At 60.2% G+C, this 22,088-nt stretch carries 21 protein-coding genes; 2 read left to right on the plus strand and 19 right to left on the minus strand.

Features of this window, described 5'->3' with window-relative positions:
- Nucleotides 1–8: 8 nt before the first annotated feature.
- The 9 genes from thrC to ffh form a co-directional block, all read right to left on the minus strand.
- Nucleotides 9–1,406: a threonine synthase gene (gene thrC, locus AUP74_RS15530; RefSeq protein ID WP_069948351.1), complete on the minus strand. Its 1,398-nt coding sequence runs from the start codon at nucleotides 1,404–1,406 to the stop codon at nucleotides 9–11.
- Nucleotides 1,407–1,504: 98 nt separating this feature from the next.
- Nucleotides 1,505–2,845 (minus strand): homoserine dehydrogenase, encoded by a 1,341-nt coding sequence (locus AUP74_RS15535; RefSeq protein WP_069948955.1) that lies wholly within the window; start codon nucleotides 2,843–2,845, stop codon nucleotides 1,505–1,507.
- 311 nt (nucleotides 2,846–3,156) lie between these two features.
- A complete protein-coding gene (locus AUP74_RS15540) occupies nucleotides 3,157–3,903 on the minus strand; it encodes a thioredoxin fold domain-containing protein (protein WP_069948352.1) in 747 nt (248 codons plus the stop codon).
- A 129-nt stretch (nucleotides 3,904–4,032) separates the two neighbouring features.
- Complete coding sequence (gene xerD, locus AUP74_RS15545; RefSeq protein ID WP_069948353.1) at nucleotides 4,033–4,935, minus strand: site-specific tyrosine recombinase XerD; 903 nt, start codon at nucleotides 4,933–4,935, stop codon at nucleotides 4,033–4,035.
- Nucleotides 4,936–5,044: 109 nt separating this feature from the next.
- Nucleotides 5,045–5,395: a 50S ribosomal protein L19 gene (gene rplS / locus AUP74_RS15550; RefSeq protein ID WP_069948354.1), complete on the minus strand. Its 351-nt coding sequence runs from the start codon at nucleotides 5,393–5,395 to the stop codon at nucleotides 5,045–5,047.
- A gap of 80 nt (nucleotides 5,396–5,475) precedes the next feature.
- Complete coding sequence (gene trmD / locus AUP74_RS15555) at nucleotides 5,476–6,243, minus strand: tRNA (guanosine(37)-N1)-methyltransferase TrmD (protein WP_069948355.1); 768 nt, start codon at nucleotides 6,241–6,243, stop codon at nucleotides 5,476–5,478.
- A gap of 4 nt (nucleotides 6,244–6,247) precedes the next feature.
- Nucleotides 6,248–6,787: a ribosome maturation factor RimM gene (gene rimM, locus AUP74_RS15560; RefSeq protein ID WP_069948356.1), complete on the minus strand. Its 540-nt coding sequence runs from the start codon at nucleotides 6,785–6,787 to the stop codon at nucleotides 6,248–6,250.
- A gap of 28 nt (nucleotides 6,788–6,815) precedes the next feature.
- A complete protein-coding gene (gene rpsP / locus AUP74_RS15565) occupies nucleotides 6,816–7,055 on the minus strand; it encodes a 30S ribosomal protein S16 (RefSeq protein ID WP_069948357.1) in 240 nt (79 codons plus the stop codon).
- A gap of 149 nt (nucleotides 7,056–7,204) precedes the next feature.
- The gene (ffh, locus tag AUP74_RS15570) at nucleotides 7,205–8,617 is read right to left on the minus strand and encodes a signal recognition particle protein (RefSeq protein WP_069948358.1); all 1,413 of its coding nucleotides are present in this window, start codon (nucleotides 8,615–8,617) and stop codon (nucleotides 7,205–7,207) included.
- Nucleotides 8,618–8,793: 176 nt separating this feature from the next.
- On the opposite strand from ffh, the gene AUP74_RS15575 reads away from it, so the two are divergent.
- Both AUP74_RS15575 and AUP74_RS15580 read left to right on the plus strand, forming a co-directional pair.
- Entirely contained in the window at nucleotides 8,794–9,594 is an 801-nt protein-coding gene (locus tag AUP74_RS15575; protein WP_069948359.1) for a cytochrome C assembly family protein, read from the plus strand.
- 81 nt (nucleotides 9,595–9,675) lie between these two features.
- Nucleotides 9,676–10,947, plus strand: coding sequence for an HlyC/CorC family transporter (locus AUP74_RS15580; protein ID WP_069948360.1), 1,272 nt, complete (start codon nucleotides 9,676–9,678; stop codon nucleotides 10,945–10,947).
- A 42-nt stretch (nucleotides 10,948–10,989) separates the two neighbouring features.
- On the opposite strand, the gene rnhB is transcribed toward AUP74_RS15580, so the two are convergent.
- From rnhB to AUP74_RS15630, 10 genes are all read right to left on the minus strand, one after another.
- Nucleotides 10,990–11,604 (minus strand): ribonuclease HII, encoded by a 615-nt coding sequence (rnhB, locus tag AUP74_RS15585; protein WP_069948361.1) that lies wholly within the window; start codon nucleotides 11,602–11,604, stop codon nucleotides 10,990–10,992.
- Nucleotides 11,601–12,758, minus strand: a complete 1,158-nt coding sequence (lpxB, locus tag AUP74_RS15590) for a lipid-A-disaccharide synthase (RefSeq protein ID WP_069948362.1) — start codon at nucleotides 12,756–12,758, stop codon at nucleotides 11,601–11,603. Before lpxB ends, rnhB begins: the two co-directional genes overlap by 4 nt.
- Nucleotides 12,759–12,795: 37 nt before the next feature.
- On the minus strand, nucleotides 12,796–13,575 hold the full coding sequence (gene lpxA / locus AUP74_RS15595; protein WP_069948363.1) for an acyl-ACP--UDP-N-acetylglucosamine O-acyltransferase: 780 nt from the start codon (nucleotides 13,573–13,575) through the stop codon (nucleotides 12,796–12,798).
- Nucleotides 13,576–13,681: 106 nt separating this feature from the next.
- Entirely contained in the window at nucleotides 13,682–14,119 is a 438-nt protein-coding gene (gene fabZ / locus AUP74_RS15600; protein ID WP_069948364.1) for a 3-hydroxyacyl-ACP dehydratase FabZ, read from the minus strand.
- Between the two features lie 126 nt (nucleotides 14,120–14,245).
- Nucleotides 14,246–15,301, minus strand: coding sequence for a UDP-3-O-(3-hydroxymyristoyl)glucosamine N-acyltransferase (lpxD, locus tag AUP74_RS15605; RefSeq protein ID WP_069948365.1), 1,056 nt, complete (start codon nucleotides 15,299–15,301; stop codon nucleotides 14,246–14,248).
- A gap of 17 nt (nucleotides 15,302–15,318) precedes the next feature.
- Nucleotides 15,319–15,834, minus strand: a complete 516-nt coding sequence (locus AUP74_RS15610) for an OmpH/Skp family outer membrane protein (protein WP_069948366.1) — start codon at nucleotides 15,832–15,834, stop codon at nucleotides 15,319–15,321.
- 76 nt (nucleotides 15,835–15,910) lie between these two features.
- Complete coding sequence (bamA, locus tag AUP74_RS15615) at nucleotides 15,911–18,478, minus strand: outer membrane protein assembly factor BamA (RefSeq protein WP_069948367.1); 2,568 nt, start codon at nucleotides 18,476–18,478, stop codon at nucleotides 15,911–15,913.
- A gap of 68 nt (nucleotides 18,479–18,546) precedes the next feature.
- Nucleotides 18,547–19,902, minus strand: a complete 1,356-nt coding sequence (rseP, locus tag AUP74_RS15620; protein WP_069948368.1) for an RIP metalloprotease RseP — start codon at nucleotides 19,900–19,902, stop codon at nucleotides 18,547–18,549.
- An 86-nt stretch (nucleotides 19,903–19,988) separates the two neighbouring features.
- Entirely contained in the window at nucleotides 19,989–21,206 is a 1,218-nt protein-coding gene (ispC, locus tag AUP74_RS15625) for a 1-deoxy-D-xylulose-5-phosphate reductoisomerase (RefSeq protein ID WP_226999822.1), read from the minus strand.
- A gap of 30 nt (nucleotides 21,207–21,236) precedes the next feature.
- Nucleotides 21,237–22,082: a phosphatidate cytidylyltransferase gene (locus AUP74_RS15630; protein WP_069948369.1), complete on the minus strand. Its 846-nt coding sequence runs from the start codon at nucleotides 22,080–22,082 to the stop codon at nucleotides 21,237–21,239.
- Nucleotides 22,083–22,088: the final 6 nt, after the last annotated feature.

Below are 22,088 nucleotides of genomic sequence, written 5' to 3' on the forward strand. Positions count from 1 at the left end.
TGACCGGCTCAGCCTGCCCCCAGTGCCGTCGCCATAAAGTCATGAACCTTGGCCAGCTCGTTGGGCAGCACTTTCATGCGCTCCTCACGCTGGAACAGGTCCTGCATATGCGCAGGCAGGGGGATCTGTTTGGTTGGCAGCGCACGGGCTACCGCATCCGGGAATTTTGCCGGGTGCGCGGTAGATAAGCAAACCATCGGCTGCTCTTGTGAGCGGCGCACCTGTCGTGCCGCCTCCACGCCGATGGCGGTGTGGGGGTCGAGGATGTAACCGCAAGATTCGTAGACTTCCCGAATAACTGAGACTGTGCGCTGATCGTCCACAGTCCAGGAGGAGAAGACCTCCCGTGCTCTCTTCAACGCATCCTCGCTCAGGTGCATGGGTGCAGAGCGGTCAGCAAGCAGATCGGCTACCGCCGCGCCGTCGCGGTCGTAGAGGTCAAAGAGCAGCCGTTCGAAATTGCTCGACACCATGATATCCATGCTCGGCGACAGACTGTGCACCAGCTCTTTTGGCGTGTGGTCGTTGCCACTGATGCAGCGATGCAGGATGTCATTGGCATTGGTGGCAATCACCAGCTGATCGATCGGCAAGCCCATCTTGCGGGCCAGGTAACCGGCAAAGATATCGCCGAAGTTGCCGGTCGGCACCGAGAAATTCACCGTACGGTCCGGCGCACCCAGGCTCACTGCTGAGTAAAAATAATAAACGATCTGGGCCATGATCCGGGCCCAGTTGATGGAGTTCACCGCTACCAGCCGGCGCCCGTCCGGCAGGAAAGACTGATCGGCAAAACTGGCTTTGACCATATTCTGGCAATCGTCGAAGTTGCCTTCGAGGGCGATATTGAAAACATTGTCCGACAGCACCGTGGTCATCTGGCGCCGCTGCACCTCAGATACCCGGTTGTGGGGATGCAGGATAAAGATATCGATATTTTCACAGTGACGGCAGCCTTCGATGGCCGCGGAGCCCGTATCCCCCGACGTCGCCCCCATGACCACTACCCGCTCACCGCGCTTCTTCAGCAGGTGATCAAACAGCTGGCCGAGGAACTGCAGGGCGAAGTCCTTGAATGCCAGCGTCGGCCCCTGGAAGAGCTCCAGAATCCATTCGCCGCTGCCGGTCTGCACCAGCGGTGCCACCGCGCCGTGGCGGAAATTTCGGTAAGCGCGCTCAATGATTCCGCGCAGCTCCTCGTCCATAAGCTCGCCGCCCACGAACGGCTGGATGATGCGGAATGCCAACTCGCGGTAGTCCAGACCGGACATCGCGCGGATCTCTTCGACGGAAAAACTCGGCAGGGATTCCGGCACATAAAGGCCGCCGTCGCTGGCGAGTCCGGCGAGGACGGTATCGGAAAAAGAGAGCGACGGCGCACGGCCGCGGGTACTGATAAATTTCACGGTGGTTCTGCTAGCTGGTTGGAACAGGAAACGGGGCTTGTGAGGGGATAAGGGAAGCCCGCATCAGCAGGGCATCCCCATCATCGGGTCAACGTGCCTCAGCCCAGCGGCTCGACTCGAATACGCACGACTTCACCCTCGACAGTATCCAGGGCCTCGATCTGGCTGACAGCCTCCCGCAGCCGCGCCTCTTTGGCACGACTGGTGAGAATGACGACCGGCACCAGCGCCTCGCCCTCGGCGGGCTCGTGCTGGATCAGCGCTTCGATACTGATGCCCTGGTCACTGCAGATCTTCGCCACCTGCGACATAACGCCGGGTTTGTCATGTGCGGAGATCCGCAAGTAATAACTGGTCACCACTTCGTCCATCGGCAGTACGCAGTTCTGCCCCTGCCCACCGGCGGCCACGCCTGCGAGGGGTACCCGCTGGTCGGGAGTGGCCTCGAGGGTACGGGCCACATCGACAATGTCGGCGATCACCGCCGATGCTGTCGCCTCGGCCCCTGCGCCCGCGCCGTAATAGAGTGTCGGCCCCACGGCATCACCGCTGACCATCACGGCATTCATTACGCCGTTGACGCTGGCAATCAGGCGGCGCTGGGGAATCAGGGTCGGATGCACCCGCAACTCGACGCCCTGCTCTGTGCCGCGAGCAATGCCCAGGTGCTTGATGCGGTAGCCCAGTTCGTCCGCGTAGCGAATATCCTCGATGGAGATCCCGCTGATGCCCTCGGTATAGACCTTGTCGAACGCCAGCGGCATGCGGAAAGCCAGTGATGCCATGATCACAAGCTTGTGAGCCGCATCAATACCTTCAACATCGAAGGTGGGGTCGGCTTCGGCATATCCCAGTGCCTGTGCCTGTGCCAGGGCCTCCTCGAAGGTGCGCCCTTTCTCCCGCATCTCTGTGAGGATGTAGTTGCCGGTGCCGTTGATGATCCCGGCGAGCCACTGAATACGGTTGCCGACAAGCCCCTCGCGAAGAGACTTGATGATAGGAATGCCACCGGCCACAGCGCCCTCGTAGGCGATGGTCACACCTTTGCTCGCTGCAGCCTCGAACAACTCATTGCCGTGCTCGGCAATAAGGGCTTTGTTGGCGGTGACGATATGCTTGCCATTTTCGATGGCAGTGAGGATCAGTTCGCGAGCAACAGTAGTGCCGCCGATGAGCTCCACCAGAATATCCACCTCGGGATTGGTGGCTACGTCGAAAATCTCCCGGGAAACCTGCATCTGGCTGGTATCGCAGGCGGGGTTATCCCGCCGGGCACCGACCTGCACGATCTCCACCGGGCGGCCGCAGCGCGCGGTAATTTCCGCAGCATTACGGCTCATCACATTGACCGTGCCGCTTCCCACGGTGCCCAGGCCACAGATGCCAACACGTACGGTGCGCCTCGGGCTATCCGGACTTTCCTGTGATGCGTATTGAATGGTTTCTTCGACGGTTGCGCTCACAACTTCCCCCCGCGCAAACGGCTTCCCTCTCCCGCCGGATCTGCCGCTATTGATAAGTAGCGGGGCCACAGCCGGGATTGCAGCCAGGTAACAGCGCAATAAATGATTTTAAAAACAGAAAAAGGAAGTCAACCTTACTGACTGGAAGGGCAAAATGTCAATAAAATTGCGCAGTTAGGACAGGGGCACACCGGCGGCTCGCGGCTCATGTCTTCAATGCGACAAGAGAGGCAGCCGGCGACCAGGAAAGGGGAATGCCCGGACGGTATCACCGCCCGGGAAAGACATCAGATACCGAGGGCTTTTACCAGGGTATCCGGCGGCAGGTAGCCGGGGACAACGGTACCGTCCTCCATCACAATAGTCGGGGTACCGCGGACATCAATCGCGTCATTACCCAATTGGTATTGGGCGGCCACCGGGTTGTCCTTGCAGACTTTCAGCGGCACATTCTCGCGGTTCTTCAGTGCGGTCAGGGTCTTGTTCGGATCATCGGCACACCAGGCGGTGGCGACCTTGCGGTACCCGACCGAGTTCAGCCCCGCACGCGGGAATGCCAGATAACGCACCTCGATACCGCGCTTGTTGAGCTCCGGCACGTCATTGTGCAGCTTGCGGCAATAACCACAGTCCACATCGGTAAACACATAAATATGTGCCTTCTTTTTCCCTTTCGGGGAGAAGACGATCATGTCATCCAGGTTCTGCGTGGCCATTACCTTGGCCCGCTGTCCGGCACGGCGCTGCTCAGAGACGTTCACCAGGCTGCCCGCCTCTACCTGATAGAGATCACCAAAAATGAAGTGCTTGCCGTCCTCTGACACGAACAGCGTGTTGCCACCGTCCACTTCCACCTCATAGACCCCCTTCATCGGGCTCTCTAGGACTTCGCCGTAGGTGGCCTTGGGATTGCCTTCCTTGAGGCGCGCCTTGATCGCCTTGGCGGTCTCCGCATCGACCTCCGCATGGGCGGCACCGCCGAGCAGGGCCAGCACCGTGCCGACCAGCACCAGCGGCTTCTTGACATACTTCATTCTGGATAGCTCCTCTTTCGATTCATGGCTTCGACGTTGCCGCCAGCACACAGTTCCCGCGAGTATGGCATCAAACGGCGCCCTTTGTCGCCGCTGACGCCGAACTCCCTGCACCATACAGTCACACAATCATCCGCGGGGGTGATGCTCCCGATGCAGGGACTTGAGACGGGCCTTGGCCACCTGGGTGTAAATCTGGGTTGTGGAGAGATCCGTGTGCCCCAGCAATAACTGCACAACGCGCAGGTCGGCACCGTGATTCAACAAGTGGGTGGCAAAGGCGTGGCGCAGGGTGTGTGGCGAGAGCGGCTTTTCAATACCAGCAACCTTCGCCCAGTGTTTGATTCGATACCAGAAGGCCTGACGGGTCATTGACTGTCCAGCCCGGCCAGGGAAACAGACGTCGCTCTGCCCGAGCGGGAGCAGCAATGGGCGGGTTTCGCTCAGATAGCCCTGCAGCCAGGACTGCGCCGTTTCCCCCATCGGCACCAGCCGCTCCTTGCGACCCTTGCCCGTCACCCGGACGACACCCTGGCGAAGATTGACCTGCGACACCCGCAGGTCCACCAGCTCTGTCACCCGCAGACCACAGGCATAGAGCAGCTCCAACATGGTCCGGTCCCGCATGCCCAGTTCCGTCTCGACATCCGGTGCCTCCAGGAGGGCCTCCACATCGGCCTCCGACAGGGATTTCGGCAGGGGTTTTGGCAGTCTGGGGTTTTCTACCAGGGCGACAGGATCCTCCTGAATCAACCCCTGCCGGAGGCAGTACTGGTAAAACCCTCTGAGCGCCGCCAGGGCGCGGGCGGTGGAGCGGGCAGAGATCCCCTCCCGGTGACGATCGGCGAGAAACCGCTGCACATGCTCGCGCCCGACCGCCAATAGCCCGATGCCCACCGCTGCGCAGAATCCGGCGAAGGTCCGCAGATCACGCCCATACGCAGCGCGCGTGTGCTCACTGGCGCCGCGCTCGGCCCAGAGCATATCCAGCCAGCGCGCGATGTAAGCTTCCTGTTGCTGTAAGTCCTGCATCGGCCTATTTAACCACATCCTCCGGTGTGCAAATCGACAAGCACTTTTCACCGGCAAAAAAAAACCGGAGCTCTTGAGCTCCGGTTTTTTTGCATCGCGCGGGAGAAGCTTAGTTAAGCTTCTCTTTAATACGCGCCGCTTTACCAGTCAGGTTGCGCAGGTAGTACAGCTTGGCCTGACGCACGTCACCGCGACGCTTGACAGAGATGCTGTCAACCAGCGGGCTGTGAGTCTGGAAGGTACGCTCTACGCCCACGCCGTGGGAGATTTTGCGCACGGTGAAGGAGGAGTTCAGGCCGCGGTTACGCTTGCCGATCACCACACCTTCGAACGCCTGCAGACGCTCGCGGTTACCTTCCTTTACCTTTACCTGAACGATAACGGTGTCGCCCGGGGCAAAGGCAGGAACTTCGCTTTTCAGCTGTTCCTGTTCCAGCTGCTGAATGATTTTGTTGGTCATTTGGAATACTCCCAAATAAGAGTTTGTGTAGCTTCACAGCTAGTTCACCGAACTACTCACGCCTCCCGGCGAATTCGGCATCAACTTTCTTCGGAGCTGCGCGCCTGCCGGATTTCCTCCAGCAATTGTGCCTGCTCCTCGCTGAGCGCCAACCCGCTTAAAAGATCGGGCCGCCGGTCCAGCGTGCGCGCCAGCGACTGCTTGAGACGCCAGCGACGAATTCTCTCGTGATTACCGGACAAAAGTACTTCCGGCACCACCCTGCCACGATACTCCTCGGGCCGGGTGTAGTGCGGGCAGTCCAGCAATCCCTGGGCGAAGGAGTCCTCCACAGCGGACTGATCGTGCCCCAGAGCCCCGGGGATCAGTCGCGTAATGGCATCCACCATCACCATGGCAGCAAGTTCGCCACCACTTAAAACATAGTCGCCGATGGACCACTCTTCGTCGATGAGCATCTCGATCAAGCGCTCATCGACACCCTCATAACGACCAGCCAACAACACCAGGTTGCCGGCATCGGAGAGCTCCTCGACTCCCGGCTGATCCAGCTGTCGCCCCTGCGGGGACAGGTAGATGGACCGCGCGGGTTCACCGCCCTCTTCCGCCCAGGCTCGCGCTTCGCTGAGAGCCTGGTATAGAGGCTCCGCCAGCATCACCATGCCCGGACCGCCTCCATAGGGGCGATCGTCCACAGTGCGATGGCGGTCACTGGTGAAATCCCTGGGATTCCAGCAGCGCACTTCCAGCAAGCCGTCTTTGACAGCGCGGCCACTGATGCCGTAGTCAGTCAGTGCCGCGAACATCTCCGGAAAGATGGTCACAAGCGCAATTCGCTTGGCGCCCATCAGCTCAGAAGTCCGGATCCCAGTCGACGGTGATCACACCGGCTTCCAGGTCGATATCAGTGACGAACTCCCCGGGAATATAGGGGATCAAGCGCTCGCGCCGGTCACTGCCACCGCGCACCACCAGAACATCGTTGGCGCCGGTTTCCATCAACCGTGCCACTTTGCCAAAGTCGTGCTCGGAGCCACCAAAACGACTGATCACCTGCAGGCCTTCCAGCTGGTGCCAGTAGTATTCGCCCTCCTGCAAGGAAGGCATCTCCGCTCGGGAGACGGCGACATCCCGCTGACAGAAGCGGGCAGCCAGATCGCGATCATCCACATCCTTGATGTGCACGATCAACCCCTTGCCATGGCGTTTACCGCCATCGATAGCCAGGGGCTCCCAGCCACTTTCGCCCCGCAGCCACCATTTCTGGAACTGCAGGATATTGTCCATCGGGTCGGTAAAGGAGTGGACCTTGACCCAACCCCGGACCCCATACACAGCGGTAATACGCCCAACTGTGACCAGTTCTCCGGTTTCGGGACTGTTATCAGCCACAGGCGTACTCGCTCGCAGGGACAATAAATTAAGCGGCTTCTTTCAGCAGCTTGCTGACGCGATCAGAAACCTGCGCGCCCTGGCTTACCCAGTAATCAACGCGCTCACGGTCGATGCGCAGACGCTCTTCCTGACCACGGGCAACCGGGTTGAAGAAGCCAACGCGCTCGATAAAACGACCGTCGCGGGATTTGCGGCTGTCAGTGACTGTCAGGTGATAGAACGGGCGCTTCTTAGCACCGCCACGAGCCAAACGAATGGTTACCATGTAGCTTTCCTGTAGTTTCAATACTGGGCAGTCGCGATCGGCGACCACCTACAACAACTTTGCCGGTAGCTCACCCGGCTGAAAGGCGGCGTATTCTAATGTACCGCCTGAATTTTGTATAGCGTGTAATTGAACGGTTTTTCCCGCCCTTATTTCTTGCGGAAACCCGGGGGTAAACCGCCGGGCATACCGCCGAGACCACCCATGTCACCGCCGCCCATGCCGGGCATTCCGCCCATACCGCGCATCAGCTTGCTCATGCCGCCGCCTTTGAGCTTCTTCATCATCTTGCCCATCTGCTTGTGCTGTTTGAGCAGGCGGTTCAGGTCCTGGATCTGGGTGCCAGAACCCGCCGTAATACGGCGTTTGCGGGAGCCGGTCAGGATATCCGGGTTACGGCGCTCGGCAGGCGTCATGGAGCTGATAATGGCATCCATACGCTTGAACTCCTTACCCATATCGGCCTGTTGAGCCATCTGGGCCATGTTGCCCATGCCGGGCATCTTCTCCAGCAGGGAGCCAAAGCCGCCCATATTTTGCATCTGTTGCAGCTGGTCGCGCAGATCCTCGAGATCAAAGCCCTTGCCCTTCTGCACCTTTTTGACCAGCTTTTCAGCCTTGGTCTTGTCGATCTTCTGCTCGGCCTCCTCGATCAGGGAGAGCAGGTCACCCATACCGAGGATGCGCGAGGCGATCCGGTCAGGGTGGAAGGTTTCCAGGGCATCGGTCTTCTCGCCGACACCGATAAACTTGATCGGCTTGCCGGTCACATGCCGCACAGACAACGCAGCACCGCCGCGGGCATCACCGTCCGCCTTGGTGAGGATGACACCGGTGAGCGGCAGGGCCTCATCGAAAGCCTTGGCGGTATTCACCGCGTCCTGACCAATCATGGCGTCGATTACGAACAGGGTTTCAGCGGGATCGAGGGTACCGTGCAATTCACGGATCTCATCCATCAGCTGCTCGTCGATATGCAGGCGGCCGGCGGTATCCACGATCAGGACGTCGGCAAACTGCTTCCGCGCAGCATCCATCGCGCTCTTGGCGATATCCAGCGGCTTCTGCTCCGGTGTCGAGGGATGGAACAGTGCATCCACCTCCCCTGCGAGCGTCTCCAGCTGCTTGATGGCCGCGGGACGATAGACGTCCGCACTCACCACCATCACCTTCTTTTTCTCGCGGGTCTGCAGGTACTTGGCCAGCTTTGCCACACTGGTGGTTTTACCTGCACCCTGGAGGCCAGCCATGAGGATCACGGCCGGCGGCTGCACAGCCAGGTTCAACGGCGTCGCCGCTTCACCCATCACTTTGACCAGCTCGTCCTGGACGATCTTGACGAACTGCTGGCCCGGGTTCAGCGCCTTGCTGACTTTCTGACCTACCGCAGCGGTGCGCACCTGCTGAACGAAGGCCTTGACCACAGGCAGCGCCACGTCCGCCTCCAGCAGTGCCTTGCGCACTTCCCGCAGGGTATCGCGGATGTTGTCATCCGTGAGGCGGGCCTTGCCGGTGACTTTCTTGAGCGCCGACGAGAGGCGGTCACTGAGATTGTCGAACATAGATACGTCTCGGTATTTCTGGTGACGGCTTTACTGCGCGCCGTCGGTGCGGTCTCTGAGGCGCGGCAGTATAGCTCAGGAGGGGGTGCGGCAGAAACTCCCGCGGGGCGGGCTTTCCTGCCACCGCGGCCTGTGACACACTGCCGCCCTATCGCAAACGAGACACGGACTTATCGATGGCGGCTCTGGCCCACTGGACGGCAATCTTCCTCTACCTGGCGACCACAGTCGTGGCCGCGCTGGCAGTCTCGCAAAAGCGCCAACCCGACAACCGCCTGCTCTTGGGGCTGCTCACTGGTGCGCTACTGACCCATGGTGCCTCGCTGGTCAACACCCTGATCTCCCCCGCCGGCTACCGCTTCGATTTTACCGCCATGCTGTCGCTGGTCGCCTGGACGGTGAACCTGCTGATTCTGATCCTGGCGATCAAGCGCCCCTTGCACCTGCTAATCCTGATTGTCGGGCCCCTGGCTGCCCTGGCTGAGCTGGCCGCAGTCAATGGCTGGGGCGGAAGCGTTCCCCGCGAACAGCTCTCCGCTGGCGTGGCCGTGCATGCCCTGCTCTCCATTTCTGCCTACGCGCTGCTGACTCTAGCCACTCTGCAGGCCATCTACCTCTACTACCAGAACCAGCAGCTGCACAATCACCGCCCGGGCGCCATCAGCCGTTTCCTGCCACCGCTGCAGACCATGGAATCGCTGTTGTTCGGCCTGATCGCCTTCGGCCAGCTGCTGCTCACCGCATCGCTAATCACCGGCTTCCTGTTTCTGGATGATCTCTTCGCCCAGCATCTGGTGCACAAGACAACCCTGTCGATCCTCGCCTGGCTGCTGTACAGCATTCTGCTGTGGGGCCACTGGAAATGGGGCTGGCGCGGTAACACGGCGGTACGCTGGACACTGGCCGCGTTTGCCGCGCTGCTGCTGGCCTATTTCGGCAGCAAACTGGTGCTCGAGGTGATCCTGCAGCGCAACTGACAGACTGGGGCGGCCGGCTGCACTTGCGACTGCCGGAATTCTGTTTCACTATCCCCGTTCGTCCATAGATAGAGTTCCACCTTGAACGACATACCGCCCGGCCTGGTGTTCGGCCTGCTGGCCCTGCTAATTGCCATTTCCGCTTTTTTCTCCAGCTCCGAAACCAGCATGATGACGCTGAATCGCTACCGCCTGCGCCATCAGGCCAAGAGCGGGCACCGCGGCGCCAAGCGGGCGATGGAACTACTCTCGCGGCCGGACAAGCTGATTGGGGTGATCCTGATCGGCAACAACCTGGTTAACGTCCTCGCCTCCATGATCGCCGGCGCCATTGCCACCCGGCTGTATGGCGACGCCGGCCTCGCCTACGCCGGTATCATCCTGACCCTGGTGATTTTGATTTTTGCCGAAGTCACCCCGAAAACCATCGCCGCCCTGCACCCGGAGAAAATCGCGTTTCCCGCCTCGGTCGTTCTCAAGCCCCTGCTGTGGTTGCTGGCCCCGGTGGTCTGGTTGGTCGGCAGTATTTCCAACGGCCTCGCCCGATTGGTGGGCGTCGAGGCGACCGCCGGCTCCGACGCCGAGCACCTGGCACCGGAAGAGCTGCGCACGGTGGTATTCGAGTCCGGAGCGCTGCTTCCCAGCAAGCACAAAGGCATGTTGCTGAACGTGCTCGACCTGGACCAGGCCACGGTGGAGGACATCATGATCCCCCGCAATGAGGTGGTCGGTGTCGACCTGGAAGACACCGGCGACGAGATCCTGCAGCAGCTGGCGGAGAGCAGTTATACACGCCTGCCGGTCTTTCAGGGAGATATCAACCGGGTGGTGGGTGTCCTGCATCTCCGACGGGCTGCGCAGATCCTGAGGGGCGGCCCGCAGGAATTCAGTACAGACCTCCTCAAGAGCTACACCGACGAACCCTACTTCGTACCCGAGGCGACCCCCCTGCCCACGCTGCTGATGAACTTCCAGAAGCAGAAGCGCCGCATGGGTCTGGTGGTGGATGAGTATGGCGAGGTCATGGGGATTGTCACCCTGGAAGACCTGCTGGAGGAGATTGTCGGCGATTTCACCGCGAGTCCGGTACCCAGCGAGGACGAGGAGATTACCGCGCTCGGCGATGGCTGGTACCTGATCGAGGGTGGCACCTCAATCCGCGACATCAACCGCACCCTGCACTGGGAGCTGCCCACGGACGGCCCCAAGACCTTCAACGGGCTGGCCATGGAGCACCTGGAAAGCATCCCCGACGGCAATATCAGCTTTTACATCCTCGACTACCTGGTAGAGATCGTCGAAGTCTCCGACAAGATGATCACCCGCGCCCGGGTGCGCAAGATGGGTCAATAAGCTGGAAGCCTGCCGGCACCGGCAGGCAGTTCGAGCGATCGCTCAGACCAGATCCATGGAAAGCTGTTTGACGGGCGCGAAGCTCTGGCGGTGTATCGGACTCGGCCCCAGCCTCTCCAGCGCCGCCATGTGCGCTTTGGTCGGGTAGCCCTTGTGACCTGCCAGGCCATAGCCCGGATAACGCGTATCCAGCTCTACCATTTCCCGGTCCCGGGTCACCTTGGCCAGAATCGAGGCGGCACCGATCGCGGCCACCCGCCCATCTCCCTTCACCACGGTATCGCAGGCATAGGACCAGTCCGGCTTGCGATTGCCGTCCACCAGCACGAACTCCGGCTGCACAGAGAGCTGCTCCACCGCGCGGCGCATGGCCAACAGGCTGGCCTGCAGGATATTGAGCCGGTCGATCTCTTCGACTGTCGCCCTGGCAATGGCGAAGGACAGAGCCCGCTCGCGGATCTCATCAAAAAGGCGCTCGCGCTTTTTCTCGGTCAGCTTCTTGGAATCCGCCAACCCCTCGATGGGCCGCGCCGGATCGAGGATGACGGCAGCCGCCACCACGTCACCGGCCAGCGGGCCGCGACCGACCTCATCGACACCGGCGAGCAGATTGCCCTCATAGGGACAGACATAGGGAGGAAGTTCGACTTTGCTCATTGCTTTGGTTTGATCAGTGCGCAGACTGCATCTGCCGCCCTTGCGGAGGCGTTGCGACGCAGCTGCTGGTGAATATCGTTAAACTCCCGCTGCAGCTGATCGCGCAGCAGGGGATCCTGGAAAAACTTCAGCAGCTCCGCACCGAGACTTTCGGGTGTTGCGGCGTCCTGAAGTATCTCTGGTACCAGCTCCCGGCGCGCCAGCAGGTTGGGCAGGGAAACCCATGGGGTCTGCAGCAACCGCGAGAAGATGGCGTAGGACATCGCACCCATCTTGTAGGACACCACCATCGGCTTCTTCAGCAACAGGGTTTCCAGAGTCGCGGTCCCGGAAGCGATCAGCACCGCGTCACATGCCGTCAGCGCTTCGTGCGAGCGCCCGTCCAGCAATGTCAGCGGCAGCTCCGGAAAATCTTTGAGCAGGGCCTGGATCTCCGACAGGCGGGCGTCGTTAGCGGCAGGTAAAACAAACTTGAGATCCGGCTGCCGCTGATGGCACCAGCGCGCTGCCTGCAGAAACAGGGGACCGAGATAGCGCACCTCACCGCCACGGCTCCCCGGCAAGAGCGCCACAATCCGGTCTTCCACATCAAAACCGAGTTCCTCGCGGGCCCCTTCCACGTCCGGGGCCAGCGGCAGGTCATCTGCCAATGGATGCCCCACAAAACTGACCGGCACCCCGTGCTCCTGGTAAAAATCCGCCTCGAATGGGAGCAGGGTCAGCATATGGTCCACGGCGCGGGCGATCTTTTTTATCCGCCCCTTCCGCCACGCCCAGACAGAGGGGCTGACGTAGTGCACCGTCGGAATGCCGGCGGCCTTCAGGCTTTCCTCGAGACCGAGATTGAAATCGGGGGAGTCGATACCGACAAAGACATCCGGCGGATTGGCGAGAAAATGCTGACGCAGGCGCTTGCGGATGCCGAGCAACTCCGGCAATCGCTTGAGCGGCTCCACCAGCCCCATCACCGACAGACGCTCCATCGGGAACAGGGACTTGGCGCCGAGCGCAAGCATGCGCGGACCGGCGATGCCCTCTACGATCACCTCATCGAAGCGCTCCTGCAGCGCCGCCACAAGGCCGGCGCCGAGAATATCACCGGAGGCCTCGCCGGCCACGATACCGATTCGCAGACTGGTTTTGTTCTCGCTCATGGGCGGGTCTTGTGTTCAAACAGGGGGAGGGAGCGCCTCAGCGCACGATACCGCGACTGGAGGACTTGAGTGAATCGATCCAGGGCTGCACGACAGCCGACTGCTCACGCAGTTCGATCAGGGCTTCCAGCGCCTCCTGCAGCGTCAGTCCGCGGCGGTAGACGATCTTGTAGGCCTTGTTGATAAGGGAAATATCCTCGCGGGAGAAGCCGCGGCGGCGAAGTCCCTCGGCATTGATGGTTTTCGCCTCGGCGGGGTTACCCGCGACCATCACGTAGGCCGGGACATCCTTGCCGATAGCGGCGCCCATCCCGGTAAATGCGTGTTCACCGATGGTGCAGTACTGGTGTACGAGACTAAAACCACTGAGGATGGCCCAGTCCCGCACTTCTACATGGCCCGCCAGGGCCACATTGTTCACCAGAATCGTATTGTTGCAGATCACACTGTCGTGACCCACATGGGCGTAAGCCATGATCAGGTTGTCATTGCCGATGGTGGTCTCACCGCGATCCTGTACCGTGCCGCGGTGAATGGTGACTCCCTCACGAATGACATTGTTGTCGCCCACCACCAGCGTGGTGTCTTCGCCCTGATATTTCTTGTCCGGGGTATCCTGACCCACCGAGGAGAACTGGTAGATCCGGTTGTTACGGCCGAGCTTGGTCGGGCCGGAGAGCACTACGTGGGAACCGATTTCACAGCCGTCGCCGATCTCGACCTTGGGGCCGATAATGCTGTAGGGACCAATGCGCACCCCGGTACCAATCACTGCCGAGTCGTCGACAATTGCCGTGGGGTGTATTTCTGTCTGCATGTTGCGTCCCGTTCCTCGAATCTGAAAAATCCGGCTACTTTAAACGCACTTGGGGAATAAAGGAACCGGATCGGTCACGGACTGCCGGCTCCCCCAGCGGGTGTGATCAGACCTGCTTTACCGCACAGAGCACGTTGGCAGTCGCCGCCAGCTCACCCTCTACGGTGGCCTTGCAGGCAAACTTCCAGATACCGCGTCGTTCCGAAACTACTTCCGACTCCAGCGTCAGCTTGTCGCCAGGCACAACCTGACGCTTGAAGCGCACATTATCGATGCCACCAAATAAGTAAAGGTAGCCATCTTCCGGCTTTTGGCCCAGCGTCTTGAACCCGAGGATTCCGGATACCTGCGCCAGCGCCTCGACAATCATCACACCTGGGAAAATCGGCACCTCGGGAAAATGCCCATTGAACACTTCCTCATTGATGGAAATATTCTTGTATCCCTTGATGTATTTGCCCTCTTCCAGCTCTACGACCCGGTCGACCAGCAGGAAAGGGTAGCGGTGCGGCAGGTATTGACGAATCTCGCGAACGTCCATCATTTGAAATGTCCCCAGAAATACATTCGGGGCGAAAGATACTGCCTCGAGGTTAAATCACATTAACGTGAGACAGGACTCTCGCCCCGAAAAAAATAGCTCGTAAAGATAGTAGCTTCGCCGGCCGGGTCAGTCGCCTTCACCGGAGCTGGCATTGGCCAACTGCTTCTCGAGATCGCGCAGGCGCTTGGCCATCTCATCCAGCTGCGCAAAACGCACCGCACTGCGGCGCCAGCTGCGACTGTCAGAGAAAGGCGTACCACTGGAGTAGGATCCGGCCTTGGCGATGGACTTGGTTACCAGCGTCATGGCGGTTACGTGGGTTTTATCCGCCACAGTCACGTGGCCGACCACCCCGGCACCTCCAGCAATGGTGCAGTGCTTGCCGATCGTGGCGCTGCCCGCCACCGCCGAACATGCAGCAATGGCTGAGTAGTCACCAATTTGGACATTGTGCGCGATTTGCACCTGGTTGTCGATCTTCACCCCGCGCCCAATCACAGTATTACCAAGGGCTCCGCGGTCAATACAGGTACAGGCACCTATCTCCACCTCATCACCGATCTCGACACCGCCGAGCTGGTGAATCTTGGTCCACTGGCCTCCACTGGGGGCAAAGCCAAAACCATCGGCACCAATCACCGCGTGACTGTGAATGATGCAATCACTGCCAATAGCACAACCGTGATACACGGTTACGTTGCCGTGAAGTCGCGTGCGCGCACCGATGACACTGCCCTCTCCGACCACGCTGTTGGGACCAACTACCGCACCGGCGCCGATTTGCGCGTAGGCCTCAACCACAGCACCGGCAGCCACGCTGGCCGTGGGATCTACCTCGGCTTCAGGGTGGACGCTGGCTGCGGGATGCACGCCGGCGGCAGGTGTCGGAGTACGGTCGTAAATTGCGGTAGCCCGTGCGAAGGCATAATAGGGGTTGGCCACCACCAGGGCAGATACCGGACAAGCGTCCGCCATGTCCTCTGTCACCAATACGGCACAGGCACGGGTTTCAGCCAGGAAGCGCCGATAATTGGCACTGGCCAGGAAGCTGACTTCGGTGGGAGTGGCGTCCTGCAGGGTATTCAGGCCGGAGGGAAGCAGCTCGGCAGAGGCGCCCTCTGCCAGCCGCAAATCTGCGCCCAGCTGTTGCGCCAGCTGGGCGAGGGTCAGATTGTCATTCATCAAGGGACTGTTGCTGTTTACTTGTCGGCGTTCATGCGCTCGACAACCAGCGCGGTCAGGTCAACTTTCGGGCCGGCAAAGTACGCGGAGTTGGCATCCAGAACCAGGTCCAGCTGCTGCTCTTTGATGATCGTCTCCAGTGCGGTCTTGGCCTTCGGCGCCATGGTTTTCTGGATATCCTGACCCACCTGGGCTTCCATTGCGCGCAGTTTTTTCACCGCGGTTTCGAAGTCGGAACGCTTGAAGTTCATCTTGCGCTGATGCTCGGCCTTCTGCTCCTCGGACCAGGTCACGCCGTTCTTCTGCGCGTCCTCGGCCAGCTTCTGCACCTCAGCACGAATAGATTCAGCGCTGCCCTGGAGCTTGGAGTACTCGGAGCTGGTCTTGAGCGAATTCACCTTAGACTTGGCAGCCTCGGTGCTCATGATCGCCGCCTGCAGGTTGAATACAGCCACTTTGGTCTGGGCCAGCGCGGGAGCGGAAGCCAGGAAACCGGCCAGCAGTACTGCGGTAATCTTTAAGGTTTTAAGCACGTCGTATTCTCCGTTTTGCTCTATTTATCGTTAGTGTATTTACGTTCGCTGCCGCCTCTTGCGGAGCACATGCATTTTAGAAGCTGTTACCCAGAGTAAACTGGAACACTTCCACTTCATCCTCGTCGTTCTTCTCCAGCGCCTTGGCGACAGAGAACTGGAGCGGACCGAAGCCGGTGATCCAGGTCAGGCCGATACCTGCCGACACGTTGATGTGATCGAGGCCCACATCGTAACAGTTGAGCTGGCTCTCGCCACAACTGGTATCGAAAGTGTTACCGGCGTCGATAAAGAAAGTCGACTGCATGGAGCGCTGATCCTTCACAAAGGGCAGCGGGAAAATCACTTCCGCACTACCCTCGACCAGGATATTGCCGCCGAAAGGTTGCGGTTCGCGCTGATTATTAATCACCTCGAGCTGATCGGTATCGGCGTTCAGCACATAACAGCTTTCGGTGATCACGCCGTTTTCAGTACCACAGCTCACCAGCCGGTAGGGTGTCGCGGGTGTAGAGCGCGGCCCCAGGGTATTGCGCTCGAAGCCGCGCACGGAACCGAAGCCACCGGCATAGAAGTTCTCAAAGAATGGCAGTTCTGGCGTGTCACCAAAGCCATCCGCATAACCGAGACGGGTGCGCAGACGCAGGGTCAGGTCCTTGGTCAGCGGACGGAAATACTGCGCCGTATAGATGAGCTTCGAGTACTCGAGATCACCACCCGGTACCGCCACTTCGAAGGAAGCGCGCTGCGAGGCGCCACGGGTGGCGAGGATGCCGCGGTTCAGCGTGGAGCGGGCATAGGAAGTGGTGACAGTGAAGGAGTCGAAGGTATCACCGTACAGATCCACGAAACCGTTCAGGTCGGTGTTCAGCAACTCCGGCTCAACTAGCTCACCCAGGCTCAGGGACTCACCCGCCTCGGCCGCCGCCAACAGCTCTTCCTGCGACGCTTCCAGGTCAGTGGAGAGGATGAAATCCTCTACCCCTTCGATCGGCCGTGGCGTCTCACTGATTTCCTTGACGGAGTTACGGCTGTTGCCCAGTTCCAGGTGGGTAAAACCGAAATTCAGGCCAACGCGAGAGATCTCGGAGATCGGGTAACCAAAGCTGAGGCCAGCACCATAGGTGGTGGTGTTGTAGCTGGCGAGGTTGATCTCGGAGTAGTCGCGCTCCTGATAGAAAATATTGAAGCCGCGGCTCACACCATCGGGGGTGAAATACGGATCGGTATAGGAGAAATTGGCTACTGTCTGGTAGCGAGAGGTATTGATCGCCACGCCAACGGACTTACCAGTGCCGAGCCAGTTGTTCTCCTGAATGTTGGCGCCGAGGACCAGACCACTACCCTGGGCGTAACCGACGGTACCGCCGATGGTACCGGAGGGCTGCTCCTCAACGGTGTATTCCACATCGATCTGATCGGAAGTACCCGGAACCTCTGCGGTCTCAACCTGCACTTCCTTGAAGTAACCGAGGCGCTCCAGACGAACCTTGGACTGCTCGATGCGGGCCGAAGACGCGGAAGCCGCTTCCATCTGACGCATCTCGCGGCGCAACACTTCATCAGAGGTACGGGTATTGCCGCGGAAGTTGATGCGGCGCACATAGGCGCGCTTACCCGGGTCGATAAAGAAGGTCACCTTGACCGTCTTGTCGTCCTCGTTGGGTTCGGGCATACCATTCACTTCGGCAAAGGTATAACCCTCGTTACCCAGGCGTTTGGTGATGTAATCGGAAGTGGTGGTCATGAGTACCTGGGAGAAAGTCTGCCCCTCCCGTACCAACAGCAGGCGCTCGATCTCCTCTTCCGGCACCACCGGGTCGCCAGCCAGATCCACCTCACTCACGGTGTACACATCACCTTCATTGACGTTGATGGTGATGAAAACACTGCGCTTGTCCGGGCTCAGGGACACCTGGGTCGACTCAATGCGGAATTCGAGATAACCGCGGTCCAGGTAATAGGATTCCAGACGCTCCAGGTCACCGGTCAGTTTTTCCCGGGAATACTTGTCGTCGCTGCGCAGCCACGAAAGCCAACCTGTGGTCTGCAGCTCAAAGATTTCAGCCAGCTCCTCGTCGGAGAACGCCCTGTTGCCGACGACATTGATGTGTTTGATGGCAGCGACGGAGCCCTCGTCCACCACTACTTTCAATTCCACCTGATTGCGGGGCAGCTCTTTGACTTCGGTCGTGACGCTGGCGCCGTAGCGACCCTGCGCAACGTACTGCCGCTGAAGTTCCTGGGCCAGGCCTTCAAGAGTTGCGCGCTTGAAAATCTGCCCCTCGGCGAGACCGTTCTCCTCCATGCCCTTCAACAGGTCTTCACTCTTGATCGCCTTGTTACCGGTGATCTCGATCTTGGAGATTGCCGGACGCTCGCGCACAGTGATAACCAGCACACCGTTTTCACGGCCAATCTGGATATCCTGGAAGTAACCGGTCCGGAACAGCGCGCGGGTCGCACTCTGGATCTCCAGGCTTTCGATCTGATCACCGACACGTACCGGCAGCGCTGCGAAAACGGAGCCGGCGGACACCCGCTGCAGGCCCTCCACACGGATGTCGTTGACCACGAACGACTGGGCCACGGCACTGATGGGAAGAGCCAGGCCCAGCGAGGCCGCTTTGAGGAAATCTTTCATTGAATAAATCCGAGTTTCTTATTCGCAATTCCAGTTGGGTGACCGGACCCCTCCGGCCCAAAGCGCCGCTATAGGCGCAGGATATCGTTGTACAGGGCAAGCCCCATGATGCCGAGCACCAGAATCATGCCTACCTGAAGCCCGATCATCTGCACCCGTTCAGAGACGGGAGAGCCCTTGATCGCCTCAATACCGTAGTAAAGGAGATGTCCCCCATCGAGGACAGGGATAGGCAACAGGTTGAGCACCCCGAGGCTGATACTGAGCAGCGCCAGCAGTGACAAGAAAGACTGCCAACCCGCCTCCGCCGAGGTGCCGGCCACTTTAGCAATGGTGATTGGGCCACTCAAGTTCTTGGTGGAGAGCTCGCCGAAGATGAGCTTTTTCAGGCTGTTGAGAGTAAACAGGGTCTTGTCCCAGGTCTCCCCCAGCCCCTTCATCGCCGCGCCGACAAAACCGTAATGGAAGGTACGGACCCGGTCTTCGGGCCAGGTCTCCACAACCGGCAGCACACCGATACGACCAATCACCTCACCACTCTCAAGAGTGACGGCCTCGGGCTTCACTGGCACCAACAGCCGTTCGCCATCGCGATCCACTTCCACTTGCAGGACCTGTCCAGCCGCTGCCCGTACATGTTGAGTCCAGGCTTCCCAGCTTTCAAAACGCTCGCCGTCAGTAGCGAGTACGGTGTCGCCGGCTAGCAGCCCTGCCCGCTCGGCAGCGCTGTCCTCGGTGACCCGGGACAGGGTCAGGGTGACAGAGGGAGTCCAGAGCGTCAGGCCAATCTCGGCCAGCGGATCTGCGACCTCCTGACCGGCGAGCCAGCGCTCGATATCCGCCGAGGAGTGGTATTCCAGGTCGGAATCCGGGTAGCGCACGGTAAATTCGATCGTGCCGGAATCCCCGAGGCGATTGGCAAGTCGCCAGTTCAACGCCTGCCAGGTCGGCGTGGACTCGCCGTCAACAGCGACAATCTCTTGCCCCGCGTCCAGACCAGCGCGGGCGGCAATACTGCCGGGTTCAACCTCATCCACGACCGGCACCGGGCCAGCCGTACCACCCATGAACACGACCCAGAACAGCACGATCGCCAGCAGGAAGTTTGCCGCCGGGCCGGCCGCTGCGATGGCAATGCGGGCCCAGACACTCTTGCGGTTAAACGCCTGATCCAGCTGGTCCGCGGGCACCTGCCCTTCGCGTTCATCCAGCATCTTCACATAACCGCCCAGGGGAATGGCAGAAATGGTGAATTCGGTACCGTGACGGTCGTAGCGAGACAGAAGGCGACGACCAAAGCCAATGGAAAAGCGCAATACCTTTACACCGCACAGGCGTGCAACCAGGAAGTGACCGGCCTCATGGAAGGCGACCAGTACACCGAGAGCCACCAGGGCCCAGATTACTGTCTGAATAAAGTCCATAAACTGACTACTAATTCACCTAATTGGGTCAGCGGAGAACACCGACGGGGCGCCCATCATAACGCACCCGGGAACAGATAAGCGGCTCAGACCGACCCGAGAAAGCCACGCGCCAGCGCGCGGGCTTCCCGATCCGCACTTTCGACTGCCTCCAGACCCGTCAGTTCAATGACCGGGGTGTTTTTCATGACTCGCTCAATCAACCGGGAAATACCGGTGAACGAGAGCCGGCGGTCAAGAAATGCCTCCACCGCCACCTCATTGGCAGCATTCAGTACCGTGGGCGCACTGCCCCCGGCGTCAATGGCCTCCCGGGCCAGGCGCAGGCAGGGAAAGCGCTCGGGATCGGGCGCCTCAAAGTCCAGCCGGCCCTGCCTGATCAGGTCCAGCGCCGCCACACCGCTGTCGATGCGCTGTGGAAACGCCAGTGCATGGGCGATAGGCGTGCGCATATCCGGGTTGCCCATCTGGGCCAGGAGGGAGCCGTCCCGGTACTGCACCATGGAGTGGACGATGCTCTGCGGGTGCACCACCACCTCGATCTGCTCCGGACGGGCATGAAACATGTAGCAGGCCTCGATGAATTCGAGCCCCTTGTTCATCATGGTGGCGGAATCCACCGATATCTTGCGCCCCATGGACCAGTTGGGGTGCGCACAGGCCTCTTCGGGAGACACCTCATGCAGCGCCTCCGGCGCATGCTCACGAAAAGGGCCGCCGGAGCCGGTGAGGAGGATCTTCTCCACACCCGCGGCCTCGAGATCACCACAGGGGTGCGGCAGGCATTGGAAGATGGCATTGTGCTCGCTGTCGATCGGCAGCAGCTCCGCACCGCTCTCGGCCAGGGCCTCCATAAACAGCGGCCCCGCCATCACCAGGGACTCTTTATTGGCGAGCAACACTTTCTTCCCCGCCCTCACCGCGGCAAGGGTCGGCCGCAGGCCGGCTGCACCGACGATTGCTGCCATCACCGCATCCACCTCCGGTGCTGCAGCCACACGGCACAATCCTTCGACGCCTGTAATCACTTCCGTGGAGAGATCATTGATCGAGAACAAATCGCGCAGCTCCGCCGCGCGGGCCTCTGGCACCACGGCATATCGGGGCTCAAAGCGCCGGCACTGCTGGGCAAGCTCAGCGATCCGCTCGCGGGCGGTCAGAGCAAAGACGGTATAGCGCTGGGGATGGCGCGCCAGCACATCCAGAGTGCTGACGCCGATGGATCCGGTGGAACCCAGGACGGTAACGGATTGTTGCTGCGAAGCTGGCATAGGCTCGTTCAGTACCTCTCGGGCCTCTGTCATCCGGACCCTTGCTGCGGGTTGCGGAAGTCGTTACAGGTATTTGGGCAGCTCGCTGGCGAGTGCGGCCATGGTAAACACCGGCAGGGCTGCAGAAAGACTGTCCAACCTGTCGAGGATACCGCCGTGACCGGGCAGGATACGACTGCTGTCCTTGATACCTCGATGGCGCTTGAACATGCTCTCCACCAGATCGCCGATCACTGAGGCGACGGCGGTAACGAGGATCCCGAAGGTGAACAGCAGGCTGTTTTTCATGGGCAGCGACAAGGCGATGGATACCACAATGGCAAGGATCAGGCAGGCCGCCAGACCGCCGAAAAAGCCCTCCCAGGACTTGCCTGGACTCACCTCGCGGGCCAGCTTGTGCTTGCCGAAGCGGCGGCCGACAAAGTAGGCACCGACATCCGCCGCGACCACCACAGCCACGACGAACAGCACCAGCCAAGCGCCGTGATCCTGTCCACGCAGAATCACCATCGACAGCCAGGCCGGAACCAGAACCACCAGCCCGATCAGGCCCCGTACCCAGCGATTGCCCCACAACATGGCACTGGCGGGATAGCTCTGCACCCACAGGAAAGCGAGCGCCCACCAGCCACAGGCCACGGCCAGGACTTCCTGCGCGCGGGAAGTGTCCGGGTTGGCGAAGTCCATGGCGAAAACATACTGCGCAACACCGATAAGCGCCACGCCGAGCGCCGCCAGGAACACGAAGCGGAGCGCCCGATTCAGATTGGAGAGATTGGCCCACTCCCAGCCGCCGAGCAGAATGACCACCACGGTGGCCACTGTAAACGACTGGATGGGGAGGAGAAACAACGCCCCGAGAAACAGAGCCACCAATACCAGCGCGGTAATTATTCTTTGTTTTAGCACCGTCAA

This window comes from Microbulbifer aggregans (genome assembly GCF_001750105.1).
GTDB classification, from domain to species: Bacteria; Pseudomonadota; Gammaproteobacteria; order Pseudomonadales; family Cellvibrionaceae; genus Microbulbifer; species Microbulbifer aggregans.